Annotated in this window: 19 protein-coding genes, 1 tRNA gene and 1 pseudogene; 5 read left to right on the plus strand and 16 right to left on the minus strand. The window is 68.1% G+C overall.

The genetic code is table 11. From position 1 onward, the window contains the following. The first annotated feature begins 8 nt into the window (after positions 1 to 8). Both AC3DET_RS05830 and AC3DET_RS05835 read left to right on the plus strand, forming a co-directional pair. A complete protein-coding gene (locus AC3DET_RS05830; protein WP_488390991.1) occupies positions 9 to 356 on the plus strand; it encodes a VOC family protein in 348 nt (115 codons plus the stop codon). 47 nt (positions 357 to 403) lie between these two features. Beyond that, positions 404 to 790 carry a VOC family protein gene (locus tag AC3DET_RS05835; protein ID WP_337730664.1) on the plus strand — a complete coding sequence of 129 codons (387 nt, stop codon included), beginning with the start codon at positions 404 to 406 and terminating at the stop codon, positions 788 to 790. A 10-nt stretch (positions 791 to 800) separates the two neighbouring features. Here the strand turns inward: AC3DET_RS05835 and AC3DET_RS05840 are convergent, their stop codons facing one another. The 5 genes from AC3DET_RS05840 to AC3DET_RS05860 form a co-directional block, all read right to left on the minus strand. After that, complete coding sequence (locus AC3DET_RS05840) at positions 801 to 1,235, minus strand: BLUF domain-containing protein (protein ID WP_337730665.1); 435 nt, start codon at positions 1,233 to 1,235, stop codon at positions 801 to 803. 74 nt (positions 1,236 to 1,309) lie between these two features. Next, complete coding sequence (locus tag AC3DET_RS05845; protein WP_488390992.1) at positions 1,310 to 2,956, minus strand: M28 family metallopeptidase; 1,647 nt, start codon at positions 2,954 to 2,956, stop codon at positions 1,310 to 1,312. 197 nt (positions 2,957 to 3,153) lie between these two features. Further along, the gene (locus AC3DET_RS05850; RefSeq protein ID WP_488390993.1) at positions 3,154 to 4,083 is read right to left on the minus strand and encodes an MBL fold metallo-hydrolase; all 930 of its coding nucleotides are present in this window, start codon (positions 4,081 to 4,083) and stop codon (positions 3,154 to 3,156) included. 95 nt (positions 4,084 to 4,178) lie between these two features. Beyond that, complete coding sequence (locus tag AC3DET_RS05855; protein ID WP_192200135.1) at positions 4,179 to 4,478, minus strand: hypothetical protein; 300 nt, start codon at positions 4,476 to 4,478, stop codon at positions 4,179 to 4,181. A gap of 3 nt (positions 4,479 to 4,481) precedes the next feature. After that, on the minus strand, positions 4,482 to 5,774 hold the full coding sequence (locus tag AC3DET_RS05860) for a tryptophan--tRNA ligase (RefSeq protein ID WP_488390994.1): 1,293 nt from the start codon (positions 5,772 to 5,774) through the stop codon (positions 4,482 to 4,484). Positions 5,775 to 5,969: 195 nt separating this feature from the next. Here AC3DET_RS05860 and AC3DET_RS05865 point away from each other — a divergent pair, with 195 nt between their 5' ends. After that, positions 5,970 to 6,770 (plus strand): hypothetical protein, encoded by an 801-nt coding sequence (locus tag AC3DET_RS05865; protein ID WP_488391174.1) that lies wholly within the window; start codon positions 5,970 to 5,972, stop codon positions 6,768 to 6,770. 69 nt (positions 6,771 to 6,839) lie between these two features. On the opposite strand, the gene AC3DET_RS05870 is transcribed toward AC3DET_RS05865, so the two are convergent. The 10 genes from AC3DET_RS05870 to AC3DET_RS05915 form a co-directional block, all read right to left on the minus strand. Continuing rightward, complete coding sequence (locus tag AC3DET_RS05870) at positions 6,840 to 7,061, minus strand: CsbD family protein (protein ID WP_337730670.1); 222 nt, start codon at positions 7,059 to 7,061, stop codon at positions 6,840 to 6,842. Between the two features lie 271 nt (positions 7,062 to 7,332). After that, the gene (locus tag AC3DET_RS05875; protein ID WP_337730671.1) at positions 7,333 to 7,467 is read right to left on the minus strand and encodes an entericidin A/B family lipoprotein; all 135 of its coding nucleotides are present in this window, start codon (positions 7,465 to 7,467) and stop codon (positions 7,333 to 7,335) included. Between the two features lie 200 nt (positions 7,468 to 7,667). Further along, positions 7,668 to 7,820 (minus strand): entericidin A/B family lipoprotein, encoded by a 153-nt coding sequence (locus AC3DET_RS05880; RefSeq protein ID WP_192200130.1) that lies wholly within the window; start codon positions 7,818 to 7,820, stop codon positions 7,668 to 7,670. A gap of 148 nt (positions 7,821 to 7,968) precedes the next feature. Further along, positions 7,969 to 8,892 carry an arginase gene (gene rocF / locus AC3DET_RS05885; RefSeq protein ID WP_488390995.1) on the minus strand — a complete coding sequence of 308 codons (924 nt, stop codon included), beginning with the start codon at positions 8,890 to 8,892 and terminating at the stop codon, positions 7,969 to 7,971. A 98-nt stretch (positions 8,893 to 8,990) separates the two neighbouring features. Further along, positions 8,991 to 9,066: transfer RNA gene (locus tag AC3DET_RS05890), tRNA-Thr, on the minus strand. Positions 9,067 to 9,079: 13 nt separating this feature from the next. Then, positions 9,080 to 9,742, minus strand: coding sequence for an SPOR domain-containing protein (locus AC3DET_RS05895; protein ID WP_488390996.1), 663 nt, complete (start codon positions 9,740 to 9,742; stop codon positions 9,080 to 9,082). 19 nt (positions 9,743 to 9,761) lie between these two features. Then, the gene (locus tag AC3DET_RS05900; RefSeq protein ID WP_488390997.1) at positions 9,762 to 10,508 is read right to left on the minus strand and encodes a type III pantothenate kinase; all 747 of its coding nucleotides are present in this window, start codon (positions 10,506 to 10,508) and stop codon (positions 9,762 to 9,764) included. Next, positions 10,505 to 11,470: a bifunctional biotin--[acetyl-CoA-carboxylase] ligase/biotin operon repressor BirA gene (gene birA, locus AC3DET_RS05905; protein WP_488390998.1), complete on the minus strand. Its 966-nt coding sequence runs from the start codon at positions 11,468 to 11,470 to the stop codon at positions 10,505 to 10,507. Before birA ends, AC3DET_RS05900 begins: the two co-directional genes overlap by 4 nt. Continuing rightward, entirely contained in the window at positions 11,467 to 12,093 is a 627-nt protein-coding gene (gene plsY / locus AC3DET_RS05910) for a glycerol-3-phosphate 1-O-acyltransferase PlsY (protein ID WP_488390999.1), read from the minus strand. Before plsY ends, birA begins: the two co-directional genes overlap by 4 nt. A gap of 30 nt (positions 12,094 to 12,123) precedes the next feature. Next, positions 12,124 to 13,935: a DegV family protein gene (locus AC3DET_RS05915; RefSeq protein WP_488391000.1), complete on the minus strand. Its 1,812-nt coding sequence runs from the start codon at positions 13,933 to 13,935 to the stop codon at positions 12,124 to 12,126. 198 nt (positions 13,936 to 14,133) lie between these two features. Here AC3DET_RS05915 and AC3DET_RS05920 point away from each other — a divergent pair, with 198 nt between their 5' ends. Next, positions 14,134 to 14,454, plus strand: coding sequence for a hypothetical protein (locus AC3DET_RS05920; protein WP_192200123.1), 321 nt, complete (start codon positions 14,134 to 14,136; stop codon positions 14,452 to 14,454). After that, positions 14,421 to 15,228, plus strand: a pseudogene (locus tag AC3DET_RS05925) (M90 family metallopeptidase). Before AC3DET_RS05920 ends, AC3DET_RS05925 begins: the two are co-directional and overlap by 34 nt. Positions 15,229 to 15,231: 3 nt before the next feature. On the opposite strand, the gene AC3DET_RS05930 reads toward AC3DET_RS05925, so the two are convergent. Then, positions 15,232 to 16,683: an ATP-binding protein gene (locus AC3DET_RS05930; RefSeq protein WP_488391001.1), complete on the minus strand. Its 1,452-nt coding sequence runs from the start codon at positions 16,681 to 16,683 to the stop codon at positions 15,232 to 15,234. Positions 16,684 to 16,702 lie beyond the last annotated feature (19 nt).

Below are 16,702 nucleotides of genomic sequence, written 5' to 3' on the forward strand. Positions count from 1 at the left end.
TCATGCCGATGCTGCGCACGCCGGACCTGCCCGGCACACTCGCGTTCTACCGCGACGTGCTGGGCTTCGGACTCGCGTCCGGCGCGCTGGAGCAGGGCTGGCTGGCGCTGCGCCGCGACGGTGCCGAGTTGATGCTGTCCGGCATGAACGACCACGAGGGCGATACGGTCCCGGGATTCACCGGCTCGCTGTACCTGGAAGTCGCCGACGTCGACACGCTGTGGGACGCCGTGCGCGACCATGCCCGCATCTGCTACACGCCCGAGACGTTCGCCTACGGCATGCGCGAATTCGCCGTCTACGACAACAACGGCTACCTGCTGCAGTTCGGCACCCCGGTCGCGGACGACACCTGACCGCGAACGGTGGCAGGATGTCGCGCACATCCACCCGGAAATCCGCCATGGCACACCGCAGCCGTCTCGCCGGTTTCATCATCGACAGCCAGGTCGACGACCTGCCCGCCGCATCCGCATTCTGGAGCTCGGCGCTGGGACTGGAAGTCACCCATCCCGATGATGGCGACCTGGGCATCTACGACAAGTTCGAACCCGGTCCCGGTGGCCTGCACATCGAAGTGCAGAAGGTAAAGCACGAAGCCCGCGTGCACCTGGACATCGAGACCGACGATATCGACGCAGAAGTCGCACGACTGGAAGCGCTCGGCGCCAAGCGCGTGCAGCACGTGCGCAACCGCTGGTGGGTGATGGAAGCGCCCACCGGCCATCGCTTCTGCGTGGTGCCGATGGACGAAGACAGCACGCGTGGCGCGCCGAACCGCTGGCCCTGAGAGCAGCAGCTCACCGCATCACGACAACGTGGTCGTTCCAGAAGGACAGCAGGTGTTTCAGGCCGGGAGACGATGCAGTCTCGTCCTCCAGCCACGGCAGGTCGCGCTGCCATTGCGCCTGACTGAGCTGCTGGACCAGGCTCTGCGGCGCTTCCGCGAACCCCATGTGCCAGCGCTGCAGGCGACGCGCATCAAGGCTGCCCTGCTCGAGGATCTCCAGTTCGCGATGCTGCCGCGCGCGGGCGATCCGTGCGTAGACATGCTCGACATCGGCGCGGGCGCCTTCCAGGTACTGCACGAAGCGTTGCCCGCCGTAGATCAGGGTGCCGGTGACGTTGGCCAACTGGTTGTTGACGCGTGCATCGAGCAGCAGGGCATCGAGGTCGGCGGTCTCCAGCGGGCGCGTGGCCTGGCTCTGGTAGACCAGCGCATGCAGTGAGGCCATCTGATGCTCGGGCGGCGCGGAAAGGACATGGAGCATACCGCGCCACCCGCTCCGCCCGACGTGCGCAGGCGCCGCTATTTGCGTTCAGTCTCCGAACGTTCGCGCGTGGCCTTGAACTCCGAACCCTCCCGCCAGTGGGGCCACGCTTCGCTGTCGGCGATCCCGCGCCCCATCGCGTACAGCAGTTCGACATCCTGCGCCTGCCCCACTGCATTCCAGGTCGACGTCCATGCATCGCAGGGCTGGTGGTAGCACTTCGCGAAATACGCATCGCGCAGCGCCTTGCCACGGGAAACACCGCCATCCACGTGATCCAGTCCGGCGCCGATCGTGATCGCCGGCACGCCCGCGCGGGCGAACGCGAAGTGGTCGGCGCGGTAGAAGAAGCCCGCTTCGAGGTTCGGGTCCGGCGAGTAGATACGCCCGTGCGCTTCGGCCACGCGTTTCAGATCGTCTTCCAGCGAAACGCGCCCGTTGCCCCAGGAGGCGATGTCGCGGTTCGGACCGTCGGGGCTGAGCATCTCGATATTGAGCACGGCGGCGGTCTTCTCCAGCGACGCCACCGGGTTGGCCGCATAGAACATCGCGCCTTGCAGGCCCTTTTCCTCCGCCGTCAACGCCATGAACAGCAGGCTGCGCTGCGGTCGCGGGCCGGCGGCGAACACGCGCGCCAGCTCGATCACGGCCGCCACCCCCGTGGCATTGTCGACGGCACCATGCCGGATCGCATCACCGTCGGCATCGGGCTCGCCGATGCCGTAGGCGTCCCAGTGCGCCGAATAGACCACGGTTTCGTCGGGGCGCTCGGCGCCTTCCAGCCGGCCGATGACGTTGCGCGTGATCACCTGATCACGCGCCACCTTGAAGTCGGCCGACAGCGTGGCCCCGCCCAGCGCCACCGGCGTGAAGCCGGCCGTCTGCGCGCGCCGCTTCTCCGCGGAGAAATCCAGGCCCGCACGCTGGAACAGCGACACCGCAAGATCGCGCTGCATCCAGCCACGGAACAACGTGTGGTACCGCGCCGCGTCCGCACGCGGAATGTCGAACACCGGCGAAAGACCCGAAGCACGGACCGTGCTCCAGCCGTAGGCCGCCGGCGCGGTCTCATGGACGATCAATACGCCCACGGCACCCTGCCGCGCGAGCTCTTCGTACTTGTAGGTCCAGCGTCCGTAGTAGGTGACCGCCGGTCCGTCGAACGCACCGGGCTGCGCCGTCTCGTAGTCCGGATCGTTGATCAGCACCACCGCGACCTTCCCGCGCAGGTCCGCGCCCTTGTAGTCATCCCAGTTCCGCTCGGGCGCGCTCACGCCGTAGCCGACGAACACCAGGGGCGCGTCGACAACATGCACGCGCTCGACCGGACTCAGGCTCTGCATGACGACATCGTCGCCATTGACGAGGGTCTGCGTGACGCCACCGATCCTCAACCCCGCGTCCACCGCCCCGTCCACCCGTGCGCGTACCAGTGGCACGTCCTGGGTCCAACCACCACGCTCACCTCCCGGCTGCACGCCTGCCTTCCGGAGTTCATCCACGACGTAGGCAATCGTCTTCGTTTCGCCCTGCGTCGCAGGTGCGCGACCTTCGAACTCGTCCGATGCGAGGACGCGGACATGACGCGAGAGGTTGTCCGCGCTGATGCCGCCGCCGGGAACATTGGCGGCGAGTGCGGGCGTCGCGCCAAGCGACAACAGCAGCGCGGGGAGGAAGTGCTTCATGGGGACTGCCGGAAATGGACACATCGGCAGTCTAGTCGATCCATGTTTGCCGCAGGAGTGACGTCAGCGCGACCGCAAGCCATGCGGACCCGCGCATCCCCGGAGCACGTGCGACACGCCCGTCCATCGTCGGAGATCACGTGGACTTCAGGCATGCGGTCGCGACTGACGTCGCTCCTACAGGAAACGGCGGCCCGTCATGGGCGCCCACGATCCAGCCACACGCCCAGGCCCTGCGCATTCAATTCGATATCCATCGCGAGAACGCGTTCTACTTCCTCGTCGGCCAGCGGCACCCGCAATGCGTGCGCGCGCTCCAGATACAGCGCCGAGAGACCGGCCACGAGGCAACGATGACGGTCGGCGCGGCCGTCGCAGGCGTTGGCGATGGCGACCATCGCGTCGACCTGCTCGTACAGCGCCTGCGCCAGGCGCGGCACGTCGCCGATGCGGCCGTAATGGGTCAGGTACATCGCATCCGGTGCATACGCGGCCATCCGCGCGATGCTCGCCTTCAACGCCACGGGTTCGAACTGGACCGGTGTGGTCGTCGGCAGGATGAAGGCACCGTGCGGGCCGTCCAGTTCGCGATACGACAGTCCGAACGTGTCGCCGGTGAACCAGCTGCGGCTGCGCGCGTCCCAGATGCAATGATGGTGGCGGGCATGGCCAGGCGTGTCGATGGACTGCAATGGGCGTCCCGACAGCGTCACCGTCTCGCCATCCTCCACCACGCGTACCCGCGCTTCGGACACCGGCACGAGGGTGCCGTAGCTGCGCTGCATTTCTTCTTCGCCATAGACCGCCGTCGCACCCGCGATCAGCTTCGCCGGATCGATCAGATGCGGCGCTGCACGGGGATGCGCGACAAGCGTGGCATTCGGCAGCTGCTGCATCAGCAGCCCCGCGCCGCCGGCGTGATCCAGGTGCACGTGGGTGACGATGAGGAAGTCCACTTCGTCGGGTTCCAGTCCGGCGGATTGCAGCGCGTCCAGCAGGCGCGGCACGGAATGGTTGGTGCCGCAGTCGATGAAGGCCCCCCGGCCGGCCTCCACGATCAGGTAGGCGGCGTCGAAGTGGTCGCGCTGGAACGCGGTGTCGATGGTGTGGATGCCGTGGAGGCTCATCCGCGGGCCTGTGTGGGAACGGATGACCGGATTCTAGTCCCCGTCGCGTGAGCGCACGACCCGCCTTTGGTGGAACAACCCGCTCCTGCGGGCGATCACCCGCGCGACAACCACCAGCCACGCACGGGCACCGCCACGGTCAGCACGAACAGGAAGGCGCCGTAGGCCACCAGGGTAGCCAGTACCTGTTTCCAGATCGCCCCCGTGCCCACGTCGGCCGCACCCAGCGCATAGCCCCACTGCATGCCGATGAAACTCAGCACGAAGGCGACGGCCAGCACCGCCAGGTCGAAGCCTTTGCGGCGCGCATTGCGTGGCTGGCGCGGGAACAGCCAGAACAGCGAACCCAGCAGCAGGAACCACGGAAGGAACAGGATCACCGCCAGATACGGCATGGTTCAGGCCTCCGCATCGCGCAGCGCGGCCAGTGCGGCCAGCACGTCCGCCGCCGGCACCTGCAGCACGATTTCCGGCGTCTCCATCGCGTCCGCCTGCTCGGCCCGCTTCAGCACGCCGATCAGCCTGCCGGCATCCTTCGGCGAATCGAACCCGTTGCTCTGCACCAGCACGTTGCCTTCGGCATCGACCAGCTTGAAGTAGAAGCGGCTGTCGGTGTCGCGGTACTGCTTGAACACCGGCAACGCGGCCTTCGCGGCGGCCCTGGTTTCCGCCACCGGCTGCTGCGACAGATCACGCAGGCCCACGGCATGGCGAAGCTCCGCCAGCAACGGCGTGGCATAGCGCTCGCGCAGGCGGCGCGCGCCATCGCGCAGGATGGCCTCGATGTCGGCCGGCTTCGCCATCAGCGCTTCGTACTTCTCGCGCAGCGGGGCGATTTCCGCATCGATGCGCTCGAACAGCTGCTGCTTGGCGTCGCCCCAGCTGATGCCGTCGGCGAACGTCTGCGCGAACGCGCGCGTTTCCTCCGCGCTGCCGAAGGCCTGGTACAGCTGGAACAGCGCCGAACCCTCGGTGTCCTTCGGCTCGCCGGGGCCGCGGGAGTCGGTCAGGATCGAGAACACCAGCTTCTTCAGCTCCTCGCGCGGTGCGAACAGCGGGATGGTGTTGTTGTAGCTCTTGCTCATCTTGCGCCCGTCGAGCCCGGGCAGCGTGGCCACGTTGTCGTCGATCAGCGCTTCCGGCAGGGTGAAGTACTCCTTGCCGTAAACGTGGTTGAAGCGCTGACCGAAGTCGCGCGCCATCTCGATGTGCTGGATCTGGTCGCGGCCCACCGGCACCTGGTGCGCGTTGAAGATCAGGATGTCGGCGGCCATCAGCACCGGATACATGAAGAGGCCCGCGCTGACGCCTGCATCCGGGTCTTCGCCCTCGGCGTTGTTCTTGTCCACCGCGGCCTTGTAGGCGTGCGCGCGGTTGAGGATGCCCTTGCCCGCCACGCAGGTCAGGAACCAGGTCAGCTCGGTGATCTCCGGCACATCGCTCTGGCGGTAGAACCACACCTTGTCCGGCTCCAAGCCGCAAGCCAGCCACGTGGCCGCGATCTCCAGCGTGGAGCGCTGGGTGCGGGCGGGATCCTGTGCCTTGATCAGGCTGTGCAGGTCGGCCAGGAAGTAGAAGCTCTCCGTGTCCGCGGCACGGCTGGCAGCGACGGCCGGGCGCACGGCGCCGACGTAGTTGCCCAGGTGCGGCGTGCCCGAGGTGGTGATGCCGGTAAGGACGCGGGTGGTCATGTGCGAAGCGGGGGAATGCGGGAAAGCGGCCAGTTTACCGGCTGGGACCGGGTGATGCGGCCGGCCCGCCTGCGACACGGCGTCGCAGGCCAGACCCGCTGGCGGCTTAACCGGCAACGGCATCGCCTGGTCGGACAACCCCACTCCTTCCGGCGACCCGTTCCCAGCATCGTCCCCACCTGGAGAACGGACATGTTGCACCGCATCCTCGCGTTCCTCACCACGCTCGCGCTGTTCGCCGCGTGCGCTCCCGTCCATGCCCGCCCCCTGGTCGATGTCAGCCTCGTCGACCGCGATACCGGCGAATCGCTCGCGAGGTACCCGCATCGCGGCGATCTCTGGGTCGCCGGCACCCCCGGCCACCGTTACAGCGTGCGCCTGGCCAACACGACGGGCGAGCGCGTACTGGTCGTGCTGTCGGTGGACGGCGTCAACGCCATCACCGGCCAGACCGCGGATCCGTCACAGGCAGGTTACGTGCTGGAGCCGTGGCAGGTCACCGAGATCAGCGGCTGGCGCAAGTCGATGGACGACGTGGCGCAGTTCGTGTTCACCGACCTCGGCGACAGCTATGCCGCCCGTACCGGCCGGCCGCGCAACGTGGGCGTGATCGGCATCGCCGCCTTCCGCGAAGCGCGCGCCTACCGCTATCCGCAGTACACGCCGCCGCCGATCGCCCGTGGCGCGATGGAAAAGCGCACGGAAGCAGAAGCATCCGCACCCACCGCATCGGCACGCGCCATCGTCGCCGACGAAGCATCCCACCGGCAGAGCATCGGTACCGGCCACGGTGGACGTGAATGGGCGCCGACCTCGCGCACCGGCTTCGAGCGCGCGACCCGCCAGCCGGAACAGGTCAGCGAACTGCGTTACGACGAGCGTCGCCGACTGGTCGCCTTGGGCATCGTCCCCCGGCCGTCACGTCCGCTCTGGCGAGACGAGTCGCCGCGCGCGTTCCCCAACGGCTTCGTCGCGGATCCGCCCTACCCGCGCTGAACCTCACACGAGAAACGGGCCGCATAGGCGGCCCGTTTCCTGCTCGGCATTGGCGCGGATTTCAGGAGGTCAGTGCCGCATCGACTTGTCGTCGCGCAGGCTGCGGCTGAAGTCCTCGACTTCGGTATGGGCCCGATCCCGATCGTAGCCATAGCGCTCCTGCAGCCTGCCTTCAAGGTACTCCGCATTACCCTGCGCGACCTTGAAATCGTCATCGGTCAGATCGCCCCATTTCGCCTGGATCTTGCCTTTCAGCTGCTTCCAGTTGCCGGCGATGATGTCCTGATTCATGGTGTTTCCTCGCTTGATTGAGCGGCAGGGGGCGCCGCGGAAACAGCATCGCAGGCCGCGTGTTCCCATCCGATCAACTGCGCGTCAACGCGCCATTAGGATTGACTGAACAGTTCAGTCGCATGAGGACACGTTCGCACGGATGAATGCGTGCAGCGACACGCATTCCCGATCTTCGTGGCCCATCGTCGCGGCTGACGCACCGCAGATACCGGCAAAAAAAACGGGCCGCGATACGCGGCCCGCTTCCGAGTCTTCAGAATCCACGGGCTTATTTGCCCGAGGAATCCTCGACCTTCTCGCCCACCTTCTGCACGTCCTTGCCGAACCCCTTGACGGTGTTGCAGCCGGACAGCACGGCGACGGAGAACAGGGACAACAGCAACAACGCGACGATACGCTTCATAAGCGACTCCTGTGGACGGTATTCACGGCCTGGGGCGCGCATCGTCCGGCATACGCCGGCCATGCCGCCCCACCCGTGCAGTCTGATTTAAGCACGCTGGCTGGCGGCTGACCAAACCCTGGCCGGCAACGCGGAAGGGCCGGTTTCCCGGCCCTTCCTTCGGTTCGCATCCGGCGGATGCGGTCAGCCGACAGCGCGCATCAGCACTTGCCGTCCTTGCAGTCCTGGGCCTTGTCCTCGACCTTCTCGCCGACCTTCTGCACGTCCTTGCCGGCGCCGGCCATGGTGTTGCAGCCGGACAGTACCGCCATCGAGAACATGGCCATCATCAGCAGGGTCATCGCACGCTTCATGTGTCTTCTCCTGGGTGGATTGGGTGCTGCCGCAGGTGCGTCCCACGTTGCGGCGGCGTGTGCGGACACCTTCGAGGTCGCGACGTATAGGGCGCGTGAAACAGCACCAGCTCCGTTCAGTCCCAGTTTCCCCTCATCCCCCGTGAGCCTAGTCCCGCATCAATGTCGACTTGCCGAACAGGCTCTCCACCAGGTCCACCGTGAGCTTTGCCGTGCGATTGCGACGGTCCAGCACGGGATTGAGCTCGACGATGTCCAGCGAACCCATCAGCCGGGTGTCAGCGATCATCTCCATCACCAGCTGCGCTTCGCGATAGTTGGGACCGCCGGGCACCGTGGTGCCCACACCGGGCGCGATGCTCGGGTCCAGGAAATCCACGTCGAAGCTGACATGCAGGTGGGTGTCGGCATCCAGACCTTCCAGCGCAGCCTCCATCGTGCGCTTCATGCCCACTTCGTCGATGTAGCGCATGTCGTACACGTCGACCTTGTGGTCCTTGATCAGTTTCTTCTCTTCGGGATCGACCGAACGGATGCCTATCTGCCGGACCATCGACGGCGTGATCGCGGGCGCCTCGCCCCCGAGCCTGGTCAGCGCGTCCGGACCGATGCCGCACAGGCAGGCCACCGGCATGCCGTGGATGTTGCCGGAAGGCGTGACCTCGCTGGTGTTGAAATCCGAGTGCGCGTCCAGCCACAGCACCCGGAGCTTCTTGCCGACCCGCCGGCAATGCTGCGCGACGGCGGTGATGGAGCCCATGGCGAGGCAGTGGTCGCCGCCAAGCATGATGGGCAGCCGTTGCTGCGCCAGTTCGGCAGCGGTGGCGTCCATCACCGCGCGGTTCCATGCGACCACTTCATCGAGGTGCCGGTAACCCTGGACGGGACCGGTCCAGGGATTGGCAGGACCCTGCACGTTGCCGGTGTCGATCACTTCCACGCCCCGTGCCGTGAGTGCTTCGGCAAGGCCGGCGATGCGCAGCGCATCAGGCCCCATGCGCGCGCCACGATGGCCTGCGCCGACATCGGTGGGCACGCCGATCAGGGAAACGGGAGGGAAAGTTCGACTCATGGGTACGTCCTGCGAAAAACAGACGCACAGTCTATGCCGTCGGCGATGACGGGCCTGTGGCATCGCAGCACGCGAGTGGGCAATGCGCCGACAGGAAATGGTGCCGCTTATCCGAATCGAACGGATGACCTACCGCTTACAAGGCGGTTGCTCTACCAGCTGAGCTAAAGCGGCGTGGGCGGCAATTCTAGCGCAGCGCCGTGCATTCGAGCGATTGCGGCGTACCGCTGGACGCGGCACGGGCAAGCACGACGGGGTCGACACCCTCCGCGACGCCGGCATCCAGCCACCACAGGCTTGGGCCCGTGCGGCCGACGGGCTGCATCTGTGCGGTGAACCCCGCAGCCTGCAACTGCGATAGGCGGCGCTCGGCGGCCTCCCGGCTGCGATACCGGCCCAGTGCGATCCCGTTGGCTTGTTCGCCCTGGCGCACGACGAGGAAGTCGTTGAATCCCGCCGCCCCGATGCGGCCGGCGATCGCCTGCGCCTCTTCCAGCGACGGCGCGGGCGGCATGACCACCTGGTAACCACTGGCGCTGAGGCCGGGCACTTCCCGCAGATGCGCCCGCAGGAGCTGGCCCTTGACGGCATCCTGCGCCAGGGTCGCGGCAGCCTGGCTGGTGAAGGGCCCAAGGCTGAAACAGGCCGCCGGAATTTCCGGCGTCGCACGGGCGTCCACGGCCGACGGACTTGTGGTGGCCGCCTGCAACTCGTCGACGAGTTGCAGGCGCGCCACGCCGGCTGGCAATGGAGGCGGTGGCGGCGGCACGACGGCGGGACGGGTGAGCCACCACGCGGCGGCGCCCACGTTCAGGACGATCAGCAGGACGATCAGGGCACGGATCAGCATGCAGGGATTCTAGCGGTGCTCAGGCGGCGGTACCGAGCCGCGCCCACACAGCCAGCCCTTCGAGCACCAGCGCTGGCGCCAGTTCGCCATCGCGCAGCGCGGGCGCCAGCTCGGCCGCACCCCCGCCATGCAGCAGCAAGGCAGGGCGCTCGCCCAGGAGATCATGAGCGTGTTGCAGGCTGCGCTCGATCAATCCCAGGGCGGCGCCGCCACAACCGGATGCCAGCGCATCGAGGGTGTCGGTGGCGAACTCGACGTACCCGCCGCCTTGCGATGGCAACTGCGCCACCGCTTGCTGGAGTGCTTCACGCATCAGGCGGGGCGAGGGCGCTATGCGTCCGCCGCGATGCCGCCCGTCCGCATCCAGCAGATCGACGGTCACCGCCGTGCCTATGCCCACCAGCAGCCACGGCCGCGCGGCGCGCGCGCGGGCCGCCAGCAAGGCCAGGAAGCGATCCACGCCAAGCCGTCCGGGGTCGGCATAGGCAATGCGCACACCGGCCAGCGCCGGCTGCGTACGCGCGATCGAGATGCACCCGAAACGGGTGGTCAACCAGTCCACCACCGCAGCGGTACGTGCAGGTGATGCGACGCTGGCGAGCACGGCGGACGATCCCTGCATGTCGATCGCCGGAACGGCAGCCTCCAGCGCGGCGATGAACTCACCGTCGTATCCGGTCGCCAGCACCTCGCCCAGTGTCCCGTCCGCCCTCAACGGCGCGCCTTTCACGCGCGAATTGCCCAGATCGAATACCCACTGCGTCATGTCGCCCTCACGCTGACGTCTCCAGCATGCACCTGTCGTTGCACCTCGCCCACGCGCACCCGCAACGCACCGTCATCGCCGATGCCTTCGGCCACGCCATGCTCGTCACCCTGCGGACCATGCACGACGACCTCGCGGCCCATCAGCACGTCCAGTGCAGCGTATCTCGCAAGGAACGGCGACAAGCCTTCGCGATCGAACTGTTCGAGCGCGGGCAACAAGGTATCCAGCAGGTGGGACGCGACCCTGTTCCGCGAAGGTTGACCACCGCCCAGCGTGGCCAGGTCCGTCCATGCCTGGCTGATCGCCGTCGCCGCAGTCGCCGGCATGTGCACGTTCACACCGATCCCGATCACCGCGCGCACCGGGCCACCATGCTCGCCGCCGCCCTCCACCAGGATGCCGCCCAGCTTCCGCCCGTGCGCCAGCAGATCGTTGGGCCACTTCACGCCGACCGGGGCATAGCCGGCCTGCTGCAGGGCTTCCGCGGCGGCCACGCCGACCACGAGGCTCAGGCCGCCGAGGCGCGCGAGCCCGCCGGAGAACTGGCGCGACAACGACAGATACAGATTCGCTGCAATCGGGGACGCCCACTGCCGCCCGCGCCGGCCACGCCCGCCGGTCTGCTGTTCCGCCAGCAACACCGCAGCCCCATGCTCGGGCGCCTTGCGGCGGAGCAACTCGCTGTTCGTCGAATCCAGCGACCATGCCACCTCCAGCGACGCCAGCTGCGCGGCGGCGGCCCGCAACGGGGCGCGGATCAGGTCCGCGTCCAGCAACTCGACCGGCGCTTCCAGCGAATACCCGCGGCCCGGCTGTGCATCGATCCGCAGGCCGCCCGCACGCAGTGCTTCGATCCGCTTCCACATGGCGGCGCGGGTGACGTTGGCGTCGCGGGCGAGCAAGTCGCCGGAAACGGGGCCTTCGATCAGGCGCTGCAGCAGTTCGCGTTCGCCGGTCATGCGCGGCGGCGCCAGACGCGCACGCGTTCGAAGCGCGACTCGGTGCCGGCACGCAATCGCTGCATGTTGGCGCGATGGGTGAAAAACACCAGCGCCGCGGCGGCGGCAGCGAACATCTGCGCGGGACGATCCGCGTGCATCCACCATGCCAGTGGCACGAGGCACGCGGTGGCGATGATCGACGCCAGCCCCACGTAACCGGTCGCGACCAGGACGCCCAGCCAGACCAGGAACAGCGGCAGCAACGCCAACGGCCAGAGCACGGCGACGCCCCCCAGCAGGGTGCCCACGCCCTTGCCGCCGCGGAACCCGTGCCAGATCGGCCACACATGCCCCGACGCCGCAGCCAGCGTCGCCAGAAAACCTAGCGCGCGTGGCGACAGAGGGCCCTCCATCGGCGCGAAACGCAGTGCCAGCCATGCGGCCAGTGCACCCTTGCCGATGTCCACCAGCACTACACCGAGTGCGAACTTCGCGCCCTGCGTGCGGAAGGCGTTGGTGCCGCCCGCGTTTCCACTGCCCTGCGTGCGGATGTCCACGCCCCGCAGCCGGCCCAGCGTGAGGCTGCCCGACACGGAACCGAGCAGGTAGGCCAGCAGCAACAAGATGCAGACGATCAGCATGGCGCCATTATGGGCCACGCCCCTCCCCGCTCAGGCATCAGGTGCCGGCTGTACGGCCACGATCAGGGCGCCTTGGCCGGCATGCGCGCCGATGGCCGCCCCGGTTTCGACCAGCCGGTCCTCGCTGATCGTCAGCCGCGCGCGCAGCGCGGCGAGCAATCGCTCGCCCTGCGGACGCGCATCGCAATGCCCCACGATCACCCGCCAGCGCGGCCCGGATTCCAGCTGGCGTGCGACCCGCCGCGCGAAGGCTTCCGGCGCATGCGCGCGCGTCAGCAGGATGCCGGCGACCGTCATGCGCCCATCCGCGCTCATCTTCGCCATCGGGGTCAACGCGCTCAGCCGCGCGATGGGCGCGGCCCAGCGCGGTATGCGACCGCCGCGCACGGCATGGGAGATGTCGGGCGCGATGGCCCACATCCGCGTCAGCGGGCGCAGGCGCTCCAGCTCGGCCACCACGTCCATTTCACTGCGGCCTTCCGCCGCGAGTTCGGAGGCACGCCACACAAGCAGCGCCTGGCCGCAGGCGGCATTGACCGTATCGAACACCCTTACGCGTCCGGAGGGATCACGCGCGGCGGCATGCTCACCCGACTGCAGCGTGCCCGACAGCGCCCGCGACAGGCCGACATAGAGCACCCGCGCATGGTGGGCCAGCGACAGCTCGAACTGCCGGCGGAAGTCGCCCGGCGGCGGCTGGCTGGTGCGCGGCAACTGGCGCGAGACCGCCATGCGCCGGTAGAACTCGCCCGTCGACAGGCCCACCTTGTCCAGGTAGTCGCGGCCATCCAGGTCCACCCGCGCCGGCACCACGCCGATGGCATGGCGCTCGGCAATGTCGTCCGGCAGGTCGGCGGCACTGTCGGTGACCACCACCAGCGATTGCGTGGCGGCAGCCACCGCCTGCTGGCGGATCATGTCGTCCGCCTTCATGCCTTCGACGTGGCCCTGCGCCGCGCACGCATCGAAAAGCGCCTGCGGCGATCCGGTGTGCGCGTGCACGCGCAGGCGGGACGCGCCACCGGCGATGACGATGGAATCCGCACCGCCGGCCTCCAGCGCGGCACGCAGGCGATCGCGGTCCAGCGCCTCGCCCAGCAGCAGGCATTCGGTGCACCAGCGGCGCGTCGGATCGATGGCATGGTCGTGGACCGTCGGACCGGCGGCATCGTTGGCTGCACCCGGCGCGCCGGCGCGCACGCGCACCGCACGTGGTCCGCCCTCGACGAACTCGGCGATGCCTTCCAGCAGGTCGACAAACCCCTGCGCGCCGGCATCGACCACGCCGGCACGCTGCAGCAAGGCCATCTGGCGCGGCGTGTCGGCGAGCGCGCGACGCGCACGGACGAGCGCGCGGACGAAGCCACTGCGTGCGTCGGCCTGGTTGCCCTCCCCCGCTGCGGCATCCAGTTCCTCGGCGAATGCGGCAATCACGCTCAGGATCGTCCCTTCCACCGGCTGCGCCAGGGCCTGGCGTGCGCTCTGCGCGCCCTGACGGACGGCTGCGGCCAGCGAACGGGCGTCCAGTTCCGGCAGGTTGCGCACGCGCTCGGCCACGCCATGCAGGAACTGCGCGAGGATGGCGCCGGAATTGCCACGCGCGCCATCGATCGCGTCGTTGCCTACGCGGCTCAGCAGATCGCCGACATGCTGGCTGGGCTGACTGAGCGCGCCATGCAGCACGCTGCCGAGCGTCGATGCAAGATTGTTGCCGGTATCGCCGTCGGCAACCGGAAACACATTGATGCGGTTCAATCCATCCCGCGCGGCGATGACCCGGCGTGCTCCGGCAATCAGTGCCAGGCGCAGGGCGGGGGCGGTCAGCGGGCGGGCGTCGGGCACGGACATCGCCGCAGTCTGACGCAAGCCCCTCACTACCCCTGTTGCGACGCAACAGGCCGCAGCCGGTTTTCCTCGATCCATCGCCGCGCAGGGGCGTTTCGTCGCAAGGCCCGCCGCATTCATGCCGGGCCGGGCCATTCCCGCTATAGTCGGCGGCGTCATCTGGCCGCTGTACCCCGACCGACAGGAGTCTCTCCGATGTTACGCGCCAGCCTTGCCCTGCTGCTTCTCGGCGCCTCTGCGGCGGTACTCGCCCAGAACGGGCGCAGCATCGCCAACGGCAATGCCACCACCTGCCAGGACGTCGCGGACCGCGCCGTCGCCGACCGCCCGGGTGATGCCGTGCCGACCACTCCGGACGCACGCCGTGCGCGCGCCACCGCCGTGCGCAGCAAGTACGCCGCACCCGCCGCATTGACGCCCTCCACCTCGCGGGGTGGCGGCGACGACGACGACACCCCGTTGCCACGCAGCCGCGGCTCCAAGTGGCACAGTTTCCTGCCGGGCATGTTCCGCTGACGCGGACGGCATCACCCGGTGATTGGACTGTTGCGCCGCCTGCGGCGCCCCTCCCCGTCCATCCAGGACGAACTCTGGCGGACCGTAACCACTGACACTCCTTGGGTGTCGGCACTGGATGACGTGCGTTCGGACAGGCTGCGCGGGTTGGCGGCTCGCTTCCTGCACCAGAAGACCATCACGCCGCTCGCCGGCCTGAGCCTGGACGATGCGCAACGCGTGCAACTGGCGGCGCTGTGCTGCCTGCCACTCCTGGAGTTCGGCGAAAGCGGCTTGCGCGGCTGGTCGCAGCTGATCGTCTATCCGGACGCGTTCCGCGTGCAACGCACGCATACCGATGCGGCCGGCATATTGCACGAGTGGGAAGACGATCTGGCCGGCGAAGCCTGGGACCAGGGTCCGCTGATCCTGTCATGGGCCGACGTGCAAGCCGACCTGGCCGAACCCGATGCCGGCTTCTGCGTCGCCGTGCACGAGATGGCGCACAAGCTGGATGCGCTGGATGGCGAGCTGGACGGCACACCGCCCCTGCCGGGCGAGTGGCATGGCCACTGGGCGCGCGACTTCCAGCGCGCGTACGATGACTTCTGCATGCAGGTCGACCTGGGCCGCGAGACCGTGATCGACCCGTATGCCGCCGAGGCACCGGAAGAGTTTTTCGCCGTCGTCACCGAATACCACTTCTCCGCGCCGGACGTGCTGGCCGACGCGATGCCGGAGGTGGGCAGGCACTTGCGGCGATTCTACGGTCCATCGCCGTTCGCGACGACGTAACGGTTACAGGCCCGGCGGCAACCGCACCTCGAAGCGCGCGCCGCCCAGTTCCTCCGATCGCAGCACCTGCAGTTCGCCGCGATAGTCGCGGATCAGGTCCTGCACGATCGACAGCCCGATACCGTGCCCCTGCACGCGCTCATCGCCGCGCACGCCCCGCTGCAGCACCTTGGACACGTCCTCCTCGGCGATGCCCGGGCCATCGTCATCCACGGCCAGGAACAGTCCGGGCCTGCGCTGCGGTGCGGTCGCTCCCACCTTCACCGTCAGCAGCACGCGCGAACGCGCCCACTTGAACGCGTTCTCAAGCAGGTTGCCCATCAATTCCTGCAGGTCGCCCGTCTCGCCATGAAAGCGCGCGCGCGGATCGATCTCGAATTCGCAGATGACGCCCTTCGATGCGTAGACCTTTTCCAGTCCCCGCACGATCTCTTCGGCGTTGGGCTCGATGGCGATGGCGGCCGAGAACAGCTTGTGGCCGCTCGAAGCCGCACGCGCAAGCTGGTAGGACACGAGGTTGTTCATGCGCTTGAGCTGCACGTCCAGTTCCTCGCGCAGCGACTGCGGATCGCCGTTGTCGTCGAGCTGCGTGCGCAATACCGCGATGGGCGTTTTCAGGCTGTGCGCCAGATCGGCCAGCGTGTTGCGCTGACGCTCCAGGTTCTCGCGCTCGCTTTCGATGAAGGCATTGATGCTGTCGGTCAGCGGCTCGAGTTCGCGCGGATGGCTCTCCGTCATGCCCGACAGCTCACCGCGCTGTACGCGGCTGAGTTCGAAGATCACCCGCCGCAACGGACGCAGGCTCCAGCGCAGCACCAGCATCTGCAGCAGCAACAGGATCACGCCGGCACCGCCCAGATAGACCCACAGCGAGCCCCGGAACACGCGGATCTGCGTGCTCAGCGCCTGCGCGTCCTCCAGGATGTAGATGCTGTAGGGAATCTCGGCGTGCTGGTGGGTTGCCGGCCAGGCATAGCCAACGCCGTAGCGATAAGCCTCGCCCTCACTCCCGTCGGCGCGGCGTATCGGCAGCGGGCCCTCGAACGTCTCTTCCAGCGCGCCCAGTCGCCTGGGCACCGGCAGTTCCGGACCCAGCGTCGAGTTGGAGCCCCAGGGCGGCACGTTCTGCAACACCACCTGCGCATACATGCCGCTGTCGGGCATGTCGAAGCGGGGATCGGGTGTGTTGTAAGGCGGGATCAGCGTGCCGTTGCGACCGAACTCGACCTTGTCGGTGTAGTACAGGGCATAACTCTTCAGCCGCTGGCGCAGGTTGTCTTCGGCGGTGTCGACGAACGCGCGGTCCAGCGCGTAACCGGCGAGCGCGAGGAAGGCGAGCAGCGCGAGACTGGCCGCGAGCAGCTGGCGCGCGCGCAACGAGCGCGGACGCCAGCCGTCGAACCGGTCGCGACCGACGTGGGCGGGCGGCACGGCGCCGGAAGGTTGCGCAGGCATCAAACGCTGGCGATGCCGG

It is taken from the genome of Pseudoxanthomonas sp. 97-1-1 (assembly GCF_057773125.1).